Origin of the sequence: Bradyrhizobium sp. CCGB12, assembly GCF_024199845.1 — a bacterium.
In the GTDB taxonomy this organism is placed as follows: domain Bacteria; phylum Pseudomonadota; class Alphaproteobacteria; order Rhizobiales; family Xanthobacteraceae; genus Bradyrhizobium.
Genome location: NZ_JANADO010000001.1, coordinates 2,397,997 through 2,410,880 on the forward strand (window position 1 = coordinate 2,397,997; position 12,884 = coordinate 2,410,880).

9 protein-coding genes and 1 pseudogene are annotated in these 12,884 nt (G+C 63.8%); 5 read left to right on the top strand and 5 right to left on the bottom strand.

From position 1 onward, the window contains the following. Positions 1-100: 100 nt before the first annotated feature. Positions 101-400: a hypothetical protein gene (locus NLM27_RS11550; RefSeq protein ID WP_254143411.1), complete on the bottom strand. Its 300-nt coding sequence runs from the start codon at positions 398-400 to the stop codon at positions 101-103. A 482-nt stretch (positions 401-882) separates the two neighbouring features. Here NLM27_RS11550 and NLM27_RS11555 point away from each other — a divergent pair, with 482 nt between their 5' ends. Further along, positions 883-1,617, top strand: a complete 735-nt coding sequence (locus NLM27_RS11555; RefSeq protein WP_254148802.1) for a hypothetical protein — start codon at positions 883-885, stop codon at positions 1,615-1,617. A gap of 15 nt (positions 1,618-1,632) precedes the next feature. Here the strand turns inward: NLM27_RS11555 and NLM27_RS11560 are convergent. The 3 genes and pseudogenes from NLM27_RS11560 to NLM27_RS11570 all read right to left on the bottom strand — a co-directional run. Continuing rightward, a pseudogene (locus tag NLM27_RS11560) lies at positions 1,633-1,805 on the bottom strand (aminoglycoside phosphotransferase); the annotation flags it as partial. Between the two features lie 53 nt (positions 1,806-1,858). Further along, complete coding sequence (locus NLM27_RS11565) at positions 1,859-3,178, bottom strand: hypothetical protein (RefSeq protein ID WP_254143412.1); 1,320 nt, start codon at positions 3,176-3,178, stop codon at positions 1,859-1,861. 377 nt (positions 3,179-3,555) lie between these two features. Next, positions 3,556-4,962 (bottom strand): PLP-dependent aminotransferase family protein, encoded by a 1,407-nt coding sequence (locus NLM27_RS11570; protein WP_254143413.1) that lies wholly within the window; start codon positions 4,960-4,962, stop codon positions 3,556-3,558. Positions 4,963-5,075: 113 nt separating this feature from the next. Between NLM27_RS11570 and NLM27_RS11575 the strand changes: the two genes are divergently transcribed. Then, a complete protein-coding gene (locus NLM27_RS11575; protein WP_254143414.1) occupies positions 5,076-5,537 on the top strand; it encodes a carboxymuconolactone decarboxylase family protein in 462 nt (153 codons plus the stop codon). A gap of 45 nt (positions 5,538-5,582) precedes the next feature. Continuing rightward, positions 5,583-6,221, top strand: coding sequence for an HD domain-containing protein (locus tag NLM27_RS11580; RefSeq protein ID WP_254143415.1), 639 nt, complete (start codon positions 5,583-5,585; stop codon positions 6,219-6,221). A 12-nt stretch (positions 6,222-6,233) separates the two neighbouring features. Here the strand turns inward: NLM27_RS11580 and NLM27_RS11585 are convergent, their stop codons facing one another. Continuing rightward, positions 6,234-7,559 carry an MFS transporter gene (locus NLM27_RS11585; RefSeq protein ID WP_254143416.1) on the bottom strand — a complete coding sequence of 442 codons (1,326 nt, stop codon included), beginning with the start codon at positions 7,557-7,559 and terminating at the stop codon, positions 6,234-6,236. Between the two features lie 568 nt (positions 7,560-8,127). Between NLM27_RS11585 and NLM27_RS11590 the strand changes: the two genes are divergently transcribed. Both NLM27_RS11590 and dnaE read left to right on the top strand, forming a co-directional pair. Next, positions 8,128-8,850 carry an outer membrane protein gene (locus NLM27_RS11590; RefSeq protein WP_254143417.1) on the top strand — a complete coding sequence of 241 codons (723 nt, stop codon included), beginning with the start codon at positions 8,128-8,130 and terminating at the stop codon, positions 8,848-8,850. A 518-nt stretch (positions 8,851-9,368) separates the two neighbouring features. Continuing rightward, positions 9,369-12,872: a DNA polymerase III subunit alpha gene (gene dnaE, locus NLM27_RS11595; protein WP_254143418.1), complete on the top strand. Its 3,504-nt coding sequence runs from the start codon at positions 9,369-9,371 to the stop codon at positions 12,870-12,872. Positions 12,873-12,884 lie beyond the last annotated feature (12 nt).

Here is a 12,884-nt window from a genome sequence, read left to right on the forward strand (position 1 = left end):
GCCAAGACCATCGACTCGCTGGCCCGCGCGCTGCGCAGATTGGGAAGGCCGCCGGCATAGGTCCAGCGGCCTTCGCGTTGTTTGCGGAGCGGCGCCTCGACTAGAGATCGATGCTAACGGCGATGTTTCGGCCCTGCAGTTGGGCAATCTTCATTCCCTCAGCCTGCACCTGCGCAAACTCCGGGTCTTTTGCCACGGCCTCCTGCACTTTGCCGTAAACTTCCCAATTGGCGTAGCGCGTCGTGACCAGCAATTCTCCTGCCCACGCACCGGTGTGGAAACGGGAGAGGCGAAGAAATTCGGCGCCATGTTTCTCAAAGATTTTCTTCCCCCGCTTGATAATCTGGACCATTTCCTCGGTCTTGTCGGTCTTGAAGCGAGCAAATTGAACGATCGGCATGGGATACCTCCATAGTTGTGTAAACTCTCCAAGAGGCATGTATCGAGCAACGTTTGAGGAGCGAACCTCCCGTTCGATCTCGATGAAAGTTCGTCTTCGGCGGCTTGATCCTGGTTCAGACTTCGCAAGCGGAAGCAACTCTGCGTCTTCTCGGCGGATGGGTTCGGATCGTCACCGGCAGCCTCGTGGCCGAGCGGCCGCAATGCCCGCTGGCGGGCGTAGCTGAAAATTGAACCGACGGACTCGTGGTGCTACGCTTCAGCCACGTCATTCCGGTTTCGGTCTGATGCGGCGGGCGATCGGGCTTACGGACTACCGCCCGTTCATTTTGAAATTGGAATACTTGAGCCAATGCGCCCCGCCTCCGGCCCCCCTTTTGAGCTCGGTCGGACAATGCTTTTCATTGGCCTCCGTTCTTCCCATTGACTCGGAGGCGGGTTCTTTCGGTCGAACTTTGCAATAAGTCGATCGTCGACATGTCAATGCTGACAAACCAAGCGCATCCAGTGCGCCGTCCGAACGCAGGGCGGGGCAACCATTGCCTGATTGTTGTACTGCTCTGCGCGGCTTCCTTGTTTCAGTCCACGCTTAGGGCGTGGGGACAATGCTCGGCTCGCGACGTCTTACAGAACCAACTGAAGCTCGGAAAAGTTCGTCCAGCTGGTTTGCCGCAAAAGCTGATCAGGTCCGCCCGCGACGTTCCGACATGGAAGACGATTGCGGTCGGCACCTTTGCCAACTCCATGGCGCTGCGCAACGCATTGGATGCGGTGGGTTGCAGCATCGGCGGGCTGGCTGCGGAAGTTCTGGCTCGACCGGCCTTCACCATCACTTCCAGCAGGACGATGGTGGAGCTGGTGATGGTATCCGCGGTCGAGCTTGGCTTTGACACCGACCGCGTGCCTCTGGCTGTCATCTACACGCGGGCCCGGCAACTCGGCTTTGAACTTGTGGCAGCGGAGGTCGGTCCGCAATTGCGCCTTCAATATTTCGATCAGCCCATGGGTGAATTTCTCATCGTGGGAATGAAGCCAATCAAGACGTGGAGCGGAGAGCAGGCAATTCTCAACGTGGCAAATGGCGGGGCCGGATTGATTCTGATCGGCCAGGACGGCAGGGATGACGCTGAAATACCGGTGACCTCGCGCTTTCTTTTCATGCGGTCTCCGGAGCTCAGCGACGCAATCGATACGGCCACCGCTCTTCTGCCGCCATGAAGGCGCGCCACCCAAACTCTGACGTCCGACGCGCCGCGCCCACGCGGCTCGGCATCGAGCAACGTCCTCAGGCGGCATTGCGTGAGGTCGATCCTCGTCCCGGTCTCGGTGTGCAGGAGATCAATCGACGATCGCCAGCCCGGACAGTCCTGCGTCAACCGGCCGTCTGTCGTCGGGATCGGCACCGGCTAACGCGAATCTAACCTATTGGCCCACCGCGACGTTTGCTGCGGTCCTGCGCTTACGGCGACGGAGCGTTCGAAGGCGTCGTGCTGACGGTCGGCGGGGGAGATGCTGTCCAGGGGCTCGTGGGCCAATGGCTTGCCTGCCAGGGAGCCGCCTGCCGAGGAATCGCCGGCCAGGAGCTTATCGGGCCGCGCGTCGACAGGGCGCAGGATGATTTAAGCTGCGTCCACACCGGCGCCAGGCCCGTCAGATCGATGTCGAACCTCGTGATGTCCGTCTTGTCGTCCGGCATCGAGATGATTTCACGCACATGCAGCGAGCGGGAGGCCAGTATCGCCTTGACCATGTCGGAGTCGATGCTGCCGCGCCAGACTTCATACTTGCCGACCCGCAGCGAAAATCCTCCGGCCTCCTCGTCCTTGTCGGCGTCCGCCGTCATCATGATCATGCTCTTGCCGATGACCGTCTCGTCGATCTCGCCCGCGAACGTCAGCGGCACGCGCTTGCTGCTCTCGCAGGACAGGCGCCACTCCATCGTGCGGAACGACGAGCCGTTCTCCTTCTTCATCGTCGCGATCTTGCGGATGAACGGCCGGGCCTCCTTCTCCAGCGTCCACGTGGTCTCGGCGAGCGGTCGCGTGTCGATGCCGAAACGATAGAGCTCGGACCGCGTCAGCACATGCAGGTCTTCGAACTTCACTGTCCGGATGAGAGCATCGAGCTCGCGGCTGATCCCCATCGCCGCGATGAAGGCGGCGCGATCGCGATCGGCCGACAATATCCGGCGCTGTCTGTATTCGGCGACCGCCTCGGGAGCCGGATGTCCGTGAAGGAGGAGGACCAGTCTGGAGTTATGGACCGCCAGCGCGGCGTCGGGGGCGACCTCGCGTGATGTCGCGCCAAGAAACAGGTAACCGCAGGCCGAGTTGCACATCGCACGGTAGGTGGTGAGCTCGGCCTCGACCTCGCCACCTGCGTTCTTGAGCTTCAAGCACGCGGCATCGACCTGTGTGCCCGCCGCGCAGGCCGTCGCGATCGTCCTGCCGACCCGAGCAATCGCCTTGCGGCTGCGCAGCAACCGCGCGATCACATAGGACTGCTCCACGTTTCCGCCAGGCGAATGGAGATAGATCGGACGCTGGGTGTCCTTGACGCCGGCGAGGAAGCGGCGAATGCGCGGCGCAGCGTCCCCATCGATCTCGCCCTCGATGGCGATCCAGCGGTCGCAGCCCGGTCCGCATGCGTCGGGCGGTCCCTTGGCGAGATAGATCGTCAGCCTGGAGGCAAATCCGGCTTTCTCGACCCGGGTTGCTTCTGCATGGAGTGCGCCGGGAAGCAACAGCAAGCCCAGGAGGAACAAGGTTCGGACGAGCATGCAACGATCGACTACGCGCGAGGAGCCTGGACTGACGCTATACGATGATCGATGCGATCACAACTTGCGGTGGCGTGTCGGCACGTGCTTATTTGGCCAACAGCCGGGCCGGCGATCCCACGTTCGAGCCCGGCGGGCGATCGAGACCTCGGCATGGGATAGTTGGCGCACGGCGCGCGAGCCAAATCGTGCTTTGGAGTAGTCCTGTCGTTCTGTGACGACATGGCGCTGCGCGGCGAGGCGGGTGCGATCGAGATCGCGCCGTCGTTGAGCACGCCACCCTGGCAGTAGACGAAAATCTGTTACGCGCGCTCTCGTTTGCAAGCCGCCTTCACATGCGCGATGCCGCGCTTTTCGGAAGAGCGTTCAGAGCCGGATCACGTCGCACGGTCGATGATCTCAAGGAGCCGGTCGCAGGACGCTTCGATCCTCTTGAGCGGAGACGTCGCGATGCCCAGCAACAGTCCTGGGCGCGCCGAAGCCTTCGACGCATACCAGAGCGATAGCGGCGTAGGCGCCAGTCCGAGCGATGCTGCTTCCCTGGCGATGGCAAGATCGGCTGCTCCCTCCGGCAATCGCAGCACCGCTGCCAATCCGGCAATCGCAACGTTCTCGGTGCGTGCACGAAGGTATTTCAGCAATGCCTCGCCCTGCGCTGCGTAGACCCGTTTCGTGCGTCGAAGATGTCGGAGATAATGGCCGTCGCGCATGAAATCGGCCGTCGCGAGCTGCACCGCGGGCCCGGGCGCGGGCGCGAGGCATGCCGCAGCTTCGGCAAATCGGGACGCCAGAGCGGCCGGTGCAACGACAAAGCCCAGCCGCAGGGCAGGGGTCACGGTCTTGCTGAAAGAGCCGATGTGAATGACGCGCCCGGCGCGGTCGAGCGAGGCCAGCGCAGGTGTCGCCCGGCCCTTGAGCTGAAGCTCGCTCAGGTAGTCGTCCTCGATCACCCACGCGTTGCTTTGCGCCGCCCAGTCGAGCAGGCGTGAGCGTCTTGCCAGCGACAATGTCGATCCGAGCGGTGCCTGCTGGCCTGGCGTCACGACAGCCAGTGCCGCATTGGGCGCATGTTTCAGGCCGTAGTCGACATCGATGCCATCAGCGTCGACTGGGACCGGCGCGATTGACAATCGCGCAAGCTCGAGGCCGTGCCGGGTGAAGGGAAAGCCTGGGTCCTCAACCCAGACTTTCTTTTGTTCGAGACCGAGGACACGGAGCGCCAGGCCGAGGCCGCCGCTGAAGCCGCCGGTGATGATGATCTGGGACGGGGAGCATTCGATCCCGCGCGCCAACGCAAGGTAGGCCGCGATCTCGCGTCGCAGCTCCAGCTCCCCACGTGGGTCCGGGTAGATCGCCGGCGCGCTGACCTCAATGCGAACCGCCTGCGCGCGCACGCGCGCGAGCAGCGTGGCTGGAAAGGTCTCCCGTGCCGGTACGCCCATCTGGAAGATTGCCGGCCCGGCGGTGAGCTCCTGGTACATCTCCATGAACGAGCCGGGGGCCGGGGCCTTGTCCCGGCGAACGGGAAAGGACGGCCGGTCCGCGACACGCGTGCCTGTGGCGCGGGCGGCGACGATCAGTTGGGCGGATGAGAGCTTTTCGTAGGCCGACCGCACAGTGCCGCGCGCGACGCCCAGCTGAGCTGCAAGGTCCTGCCAGGACGGCAGGCGGGCGCCCGGGGCGAGCACGCCGCTTTGAATGGCGGCCCTGATCCCCTTGTGGATCTGCTCCGCCAGCGGCGTCTTCGCGGAACGGTCGAGCTCCAGGCGCAGCGGTTTGGTCATGCTGCTTTGGTACACGAAATTTGTGCATTCTTGGTCCTTTTTTATGGACCATGTCAGGGACAGCTAAGGGGGCAAAGGGGAGCGCTCCGCCCCCGATCATCAAGGAGAAGCACATGAGCAAGCGCCTCGATTACAACCACATCGCACCGGCAGGCGCGAAGGCACTGGGTGGTGTCTACGGCTACGTCATGCAGAGTGGACTGCCTGCGACGCTGGTCAACCTCGTCTATCTCCGCGTCTCGCAGATCAACAACTGCGCCTACTGCCTCGACATGCATACGCGCGACTTGCTCAAGAGCGGCGTGAAGACCGAAAAGCTCGCGCTGCTGCAGGCATGGGCCGAGGCCGGAAACCTCTTCGACGCGCGCGAGCGCGCGGCCCTCGCCTGGGCTGAGACGGTGACCCGCGTCGCCGAGACCGGTGTGCCTGATGACGCCTATCAAGCCGCGCGCGCGGTCTTCAGCGAGCGCGAGCTCGTCGATCTCACGATCGCAATCGGCCTGATGAATGCGTACAATCGGATGTCGATCAGCTTCCGGAACACGCCGCAGGCCGCCATCGAAAAGGCCGCCTGATTGCGAACGGCATCAGCCGAACAGATGCAAAGCAGGAGCCTGAAAATGACGAGCGTGATCTCCGGCGTCAAGATTCCCGACAGCCAACTGGCGCGCGAAGCCGCCGAACTGGTGCGCAGTTACGAAGACGAGATGTTGTTCAACCATTCGGTCCGCGTCTACGCGTTCGGCGCGATGAAAGGGCTGCGTCAGAAGCTGAAGTTCGATTCCGAGCTGCTTTATGTCGCGGCGCTGTTTCACGATCTCGGCCTCGTCGATCACTACCACACGGAGACCAGGCGATTTGAGGTCGACGGCGCCGACGCCGCACGCGATTTTCTTCGGGCGCGCGGCATTGCCGAACCGCAAGCCGATCTGGTGTGGGAAGCGATCGCGCTGCACACCACGCCCGGCATTCCCCAATTCATGAGGCCGGAAATCGCACTCACCAACGCAGGCGTTTTGGTGGATGTCGTGGGTGTTGGTTTTGACGATTACACGCCGGAGCAGCGCGACCAGGTGATCACTGCGTTTCCGCGCGGCGACTTCAAGAACGAATTCTTGAAGGTGCAGACCTGCTCAGCCCTGAAGAAGCCGCAGACAACTTTTGGGACGGTCAACTTCGACTACATCGAGGATCATGATCCCAACTTCCGCAAGCCAAACGCGTGTGCGCGTATCCGCAACACGCCCTGGCAAAGCTAACTCGATGCAGCTCTACGCGACCGGATCCCTGGCAGTATTCGAACGGCTGCGATGATCCGGCGCCAGCGGCGGCGCCGGCCTTGCGGGAGCGTTCTTCGGCGCAGCAGCGTCGCCGCTTAAGGTGACCTCGATCGGCGCGGGTCCGGCGTCGCCCCAGGCGACGATCCAGATCAGGAAGCCGAGCAGCGCCAGCGCGGCGCCGACGGGACCGGTGGAGGTCCAGCCCAGCCCCTCGCGAATGGCAATTCCTCCCAGGAACGGGCCGAGCGCATTGGCGGTGTTGAATGCCGAATGGTTCAGTGCGGCAGCGAGTGCCTGCGCTTCTCCCGCCACGTCCATGAGCCGCGTCTGCAGGATGGCGCCGAGCGAGACGCTGGCGCCGATCGCGAACACGTCGACCGCCAGGAGCCAGGGATTGCCGGCGGCAAGCGGAAACACCAGGAGTGCGACTGCGGCGAACAGCAGGATCACGCCCGCCGTCGGCATCAAGGCGCGGTCGGCGAAGCGTGGCACGAACAGATTGCCGAGCGTGGCGCCGATGCCGAACACGGCCAGAAAGAACGGAATGACCGCGGGGCTGACCTTGGTGACCTCGATCAGCGTCGTCGCCAGATAGGTGTAGACGGCGAACATGCCGCCGAAGCCGATGGCGCCGATCGCGAGCGTGATCCAGACCCGGCCGCTTCTCAGCGCCCCGAGTTCCCGCAACGGATCGGACCTGCCGGCCCGATCGCGCGGCGCGAACAGGGCGCAGAGCAGCACCGTGAGCAACGCCAGCACCGACACGAGGGCGAAGCTCGCGCGCCAGCCGACCGCCTGCCCAATCAGATTGGCCAGCGGAACGCCGATGATGGTGGCAGAGGTCAGGCCGAGCATCACCTGACCGACCGCTTGCGAGCGGCGATGTTGAGGAACGAGCGAGGCTGCGACCAGCGCAGCGATACCGAAATAGGCGCCATGCGGCAATCCGGAGAGAAAGCGGGCCGCGATCATCGAGCCGTAGCTGGGTGCCAACGCGGTGAGCGCATTGCCGAGCGCAAACACGGCCATCAGCACCAACAGCTGCGTGCGCCGGGCGAAGCGCGCGCCTAGCACGGCGATCAGCGGTGCGCCCAGCACGACGCCGAGGGCATAGGCGCTGATCGCGTGGCCCGCGGTCGGCTCGTCGATGCCGAGATCGGCGGCGAAAAATGGCAGCAGGCTCATCGATGCGAATTCGGTGGTTCCGATCGCAAAGCCGCCCATCGCGAGCGAGACGAGGACGATGGCGAGGTGAGGGGGTGCCGAGGTTGCGGGTGAATTCGCGCGTGGCGAGGTCGCTTGATGCGAGGTCGTCATGTGTCCTGCATTGGTGGCGTCAACGGGAACCAGCCCAGCGAACGTCGCCATCCCTGCAAGATTTGTCCGTCTACTTAAACCCGGATCAGCCCGCGTCAACACCTAGCGGCGGCGATGCAGATCCGCGCGGCTCGACGTGCTCGCCAGACACTGTGCGCAAGTATCGAACCTTCCAATGCTCAGCCCGAGCTAGTCATGCCGAATCGATGATGCGTGCCGAATTGCGCGCGTCTGGAACCCCTGTTTAGCCGAGTGCGAATGTGGCGAATGCGAGCGAAAATGTGGCGACTATGGGGAGATCAATCGCGTGCACAACTCTACTCTTCAATCACGCGAATGTGCGCGCGACCACGTTACGCGCGCATGCAGCATATGTCGTGTCGTCGACATTGGAACTACTGCAAACACTTGTTTCAAAGGGTTTCCAGCGCGCTCTGCTAAATCTTCATTAATGAAGCGCGGCCCTTTGGGACCGACTGTTGCGTCGAGGTTACAGCAATTCCGTCGACGGCTGTTATGACGAAGACACGGCCCGGGGGCCTACTGAAGAAACTGGAACGGGAATCAAATGAACAAGAATTTGTTGCTTGCCGCTGTCAGCCTTGTCGCGCTCAGCGCGGCTGCGCCGGCGGTGGCTGCTGATCTCGCGGCGCGGCCTTACACCAAGGCGCCTGCGATGGTCGCTGCGATCTATGACTGGAGCGGCTTCTACATCGGTCTCAACGGCGGTGGCGGTTCGGCGCACGCGGACTGGGACATCGTCGGCTTCGGTCGTGATGGTTCGCACGATGCGACCGGCGGCACGGTCGGTGGTCAGATCGGCTATCGCTGGCAGTCCGGACAGTGGGTGTTCGGCGTGGAAGGTCAGGGCAACTGGGCCGACTTCTCCGGCAGCCATGTCGGCGCGATCTCCGGCCTCACCAACAACACCAAGATCGATTCGTTCGGTCTGATCACCGGCCAGGTCGGCTACGCCTGGAACAACGTGCTGGTCTACGTGAAGGGCGGCGCGGCTGTGGTCGGCACCAAGTACGACGCCTCTCTCGCCGGCGTGTCGGTTGCCTCGGCCAGCGACACCCGTTGGGGCGGCACCGTCGGCGCAGGCCTCGAGTTCGGCTTCGCTCCGAACTGGTCGGTTGGCGTCGAGTACGACCATATCTTCCTGGGTGGCCAAGACCGGAATCTGACCGGCGTCCTCGGTGTTCTGCCGGTCCACGTCAGCCAGGACGTCGACATGGGCCTCGTCCGCCTGAACTACAAGTTCGGCGGCCCGATGATCGGCCGCTACTAAGGCAGTCGCTTTGAGAGAAGCGGTCGTCGAAAGCCCCGGCCATCGGCCGGGGCTTTTTTGTTTCGTGAATTCAGCGAGTTAACCATTCAGCTTTGAGGGTGCCGAGATCGCTTGACTCCCGGGAACGAAATGAGAACAATGTTCTGCATACGTTCTTGTGATGGAGCAAGCCATGTTCAAGATTTTCGTGGAAGAAGCCGCCGCCCTCGCCTCGATCTCGCTGTTCGTCGGAATGATCGCAATCTGGGCGCAGGTGATTCCGCAGCTCTAGACCAGCGATTTTGTAATCCGGTGGTCAGGAACCCGATTGAAGCTTCTCGGGGCCGTCTCGTGGCCCCTTGGGGAAAAGCGGGACGACGCGGCGAAGCGGCCGCTCCGGCGTGGACTCTGAAGCGGTGAGCCCCCACCATTGCAGGGCGAGTCGGCGAAGGTAGGTGGATGGCGGGTGCAGGATGCCCTGATCATCCCTTGGCGCCGGCGACCGCTCCATCTCATCTGCAAGAGGCCGTCACGCGACCATGCCGAGCGCCGGATTTGTCCACCTTCATGTTCACTCGGCCTATTCGCTGCTCAAGGGCTCGATCAAGATCGCCAAGCTCGCCGAGCTTGCGAAGAAGGACCACCAGCCGGCCTTGGCGCTGACCGACACCGACAACATGTTCGGTGCGCTGGAGTTCTCAGACAAGATGGCGGGTTCCGGCATCCAGCCGATCGTCGGCTGTGAGCTCGCGATCGACTTCGGCGACCAGGACCCGAATGCGCGCAATGCGCTTCTGCCATCGCGTGTGGTGCTTCTGGCGGCGCAAGAGCGCGGTTATCGCAGCCTGATGCGGCTGAATTCGCGTGCGTTCCTGGAGACGCCCGACACCCATGCCTCCCACATCAAGTTCGACTGGCTCGAAGGCGAGACCGAGGGCCTGATCGCGCTCACCGGCGGTCCGGACGGACCGGTCTCGCTGGCGCTTGCCGCCGGGCAGGCCGAAATTGCGGCGTTGCGCTGCGAGCGTCTCGCCAGCCTGTTCGGCGACCGCCTGTATATCGAACTGCAGCGCCACAACACCGACAAGGAGCGGCGCATCGAGAGCGGCCTGATCGACATCGCCTACGCCAAGGGCCTGCCGCTGGTCGCGACCAACGAGCCGTATTTCGCGTCGACCGACGATTACGAGGCACATGACGCGCTGCTCTGCATCGCCGGCGGCCGCCTGATCGCCGAGACCGAGCGCGAGCAGCTCACCCCCGATCACCGCTTCAAGACCCGCGCCGAGATGGCGGTGCTGTTCGCCGACATTCCGGAGGCGTTGGCCTCGACGGTGGAGATCGCCGAGCGCTGCTCGTTCCGCCCGATGACGCGCAAGCCGATTCTGCCGTTCTTCACGGTCGGTGCCGCATCGAGCTCGGATGCGGCCGCGGTCGAGGCCGCCGAGTTGAAGCGCCAGGCGGAGGAGGGGCTCGCCAACCGCCTGCGCGTCCACGGCCTGTCGCAGGGTACGAGCGAAGAAGACTACAACAAGCGCCTGGCGTTCGAACTCGACGTCATCATGCGCATGAAATACGCCGGCTACTTCCTGATCGTGTCGGACTTCATCAAATGGGCGAAGTCGCAAGGCATTCCGGTCGGGCCGGGCCGCGGCTCCGGTGCAGGTTCGCTGGTGGCGTGGGCGCTGACCATCACCGATCTCGATCCGATCAAGTTCGGCCTGCTGTTCGAGCGCTTCCTGAATCCCGAGCGCGTCTCGATGCCGGATTTCGACATCGACTTCTGCCAGGACCGCCGCGGCGAGGTGATCAAGTACGTCCAGGAGCGCTACGGCCGCGACCAGGTCGCGCAGATCATCACCTTCGGTACGCTGCAGGCGCGCGGCGTGCTGCGCGACGTCGGCCGCGTGCTGCAGATGCCCTATGGCCAGGTCGACAAGCTCACGAAACTCGTGCCGCAGAACCCGGCCGCGCCGGTGACGCTGGCGGCTGCGATCGAGAGCGAGCCTAAGCTGCAGGCGTTCCGCGACGAAGATCCGGTGGTGGCGCGCGCCTTCGACATCGCGCAACGCCTCGAGGGCCTGACGCGCCACGCCTCGACGCACGCGGCCGGCATCGTGATCGGCGATCGCCCCTTGAGCGAACTCGTGCCGATGTACCGCGATCCCAAGTCGGACATGCCGGTGACCCAGTTCAACATGAAATGGGTCGAGCCGGCGGGCCTCGTCAAATTCGACTTCCTCGGCCTGAAGACGCTGACCGTGCTCGACGTTGCGTGCAAGCTGCTCAAGCCGCGCGACATCCATGTCGATCTCGCCACGCTGCCGATCGACGATGCGGAAAGCTACCAGATGCTGGCGCGCGGCGAGGTGGTCGGCGTGTTCCAGGTTGAAAGCCAGGGCATGCGGCGCGCGCTGGTCGACATGCGCCCCGACCGTTTCGAGGACATCATCGCGCTGGTGGCGTTGTATCGCCCGGGCCCGATGGCGAACATCCCGACCTATTGCTCGCGCAAGCACGGCGACGAGGAGCCGGAATATCTGCATCCCGTGCTGGAGCCGATCCTGAAAGAGACGTTCGGCGTCATCATCTACCAGGAACAGGTGATGCAGATCGCGCAGGTGATGTCGGGCTATTCGCTCGGCGATGCCGACCTGCTCCGCCGCGCCATGGGCAAGAAGATCCGCGCCGAGATGGACAAGCAGCGCGACATCTTCGTCGCGGGCGCTGTCAAGAACGGTGTGCCGAAGGGGCAGGCCGAGACCATCTTCGAGCTGCTGGCCAAGTTCGCCGATTACGGTTTCAACAAGAGCCACGCGGCAGCCTATGCGCTGGTGTCCTATCACACCGCCTACATGAAGGCGCATTATCCGGTGGAGTTCATCGCAGCGTCCATGACGCTCGATCTCAACAATACCGACAAGCTTTCCGAATTCCGATCCGAGGCGCAGCGCCTCGGCATCAAGGTCGAGCCGCCGAACATCAATCGCTCGGGCGCGACCTTCGAGGTCGGCGAGAAGACGATCTACTATGCGCTCGCAGCGCTGAAGGGCGTCGGCATTCAGGCGATCGACCAGATCATCGAGGAGCGCAACAAGCGGGGATTGTTCACCTCGCTCGCCGATTTCGCCGCGCGGGTCAATCCGCGCGCGATCAACAAGCGCATCATCGAAAGCCTTGCCGCTGCCGGCGCCTTCGACACGCTGGAGCCGAACCGGGCGCGCGTCTTCGCCGGAGCGGATTCGATTCTGGCCGCCTGCCAGCGCGCGCATCAGGCCGAGACCATCGGCCAGAACGACATGTTCGGCAGCTCGGCAGATGCGCCGACGATCATGCTGCCGCAGATCGAACCCTGGCTGCCGGCCGAGCGGCTGCGCCGCGAATACGACGCGATCGGCTTCTTCCTGTCGGGACATCCGCTCGACGATTACGCGACCGTGCTAAAGCGGCTGCGGGTGCAGAGCTGGGCGGAGTTCTCGCGCGCGGTGAAGACCGGTGCCACCGCCGGCAAGGTCGCGGCGACCGTGGTCTCGCGCATGGAGCGGCGCACCAAGACCGGCAACAAGATGGGCATCATGGGTCTCTCCGATCCCACGGGCCATTTCGAGGCGGTGCTGTTCTCCGAAGGCCTTGCGCAATATCGCGACGTGCTGGAGCCTGGCGCCGCCGTGCTGCTCCAGCTCGGGGCCGAGCTCCAGGGCGAGGACGTTCGCGCCCGCGTGCTGCATGCCGAGCCGCTGGATGACGCCGCCGCCAAGACGCAGAAGGGCCTGCGCATCTTCCTGCGTGACACCAAGCCGCTCGAGTCCATCGCCAAGCGTCTCGCCGGCCCCGACATGGCCGCGTCGAACGGAGGCGCGCCAAAGGTCGGCAGTCCCGGCATCGCGCCGCGATCCAATGGCGATGGCGAGGTCTCGCTGGTGATGATGCTCGACCTCGAGACCGAGGTGGAGATGAAGCTGCCCGGGCGCTTCAAGGTTTCGCCGCAGATCGCCGGTGCGATCAAGGCGGTCGCGGGCGTGGTGGACGTGCAGCAGCTATGAATTCTGACAACC

Excerpts from the sequence above, each read along its gene's own strand:
- NLM27_RS11550 (WP_254143411.1), bottom strand. The coding sequence starts at position 400 with ATGCCGATCGTTCAATTTGCTCGCTTCAAGACCGACAAGACCGAGGAA.
- NLM27_RS11555 (WP_254148802.1), top strand. The coding sequence starts at position 883 with ATGCTGACAAACCAAGCGCATCCAGTGCGCCGTCCGAACGCAGGGCGG.
- NLM27_RS11565 (WP_254143412.1), bottom strand. The coding sequence starts at position 3,178 with ATGCTCGTCCGAACCTTGTTCCTCCTGGGCTTGCTGTTGCTTCCCGGC.
- NLM27_RS11570 (WP_254143413.1), bottom strand. The coding sequence starts at position 4,962 with ATGACCAAACCGCTGCGCCTGGAGCTCGACCGTTCCGCGAAGACGCCG.
- NLM27_RS11575 (WP_254143414.1), top strand. The coding sequence starts at position 5,076 with ATGAGCAAGCGCCTCGATTACAACCACATCGCACCGGCAGGCGCGAAG.
- NLM27_RS11580 (WP_254143415.1), top strand. The coding sequence starts at position 5,583 with ATGACGAGCGTGATCTCCGGCGTCAAGATTCCCGACAGCCAACTGGCG.
- NLM27_RS11585 (WP_254143416.1), bottom strand. The coding sequence starts at position 7,559 with ATGACGACCTCGCATCAAGCGACCTCGCCACGCGCGAATTCACCCGCA.
- NLM27_RS11590 (WP_254143417.1), top strand. The coding sequence starts at position 8,128 with ATGAACAAGAATTTGTTGCTTGCCGCTGTCAGCCTTGTCGCGCTCAGC.
- dnaE (WP_254143418.1), top strand. The coding sequence starts at position 9,369 with ATGCCGAGCGCCGGATTTGTCCACCTTCATGTTCACTCGGCCTATTCG.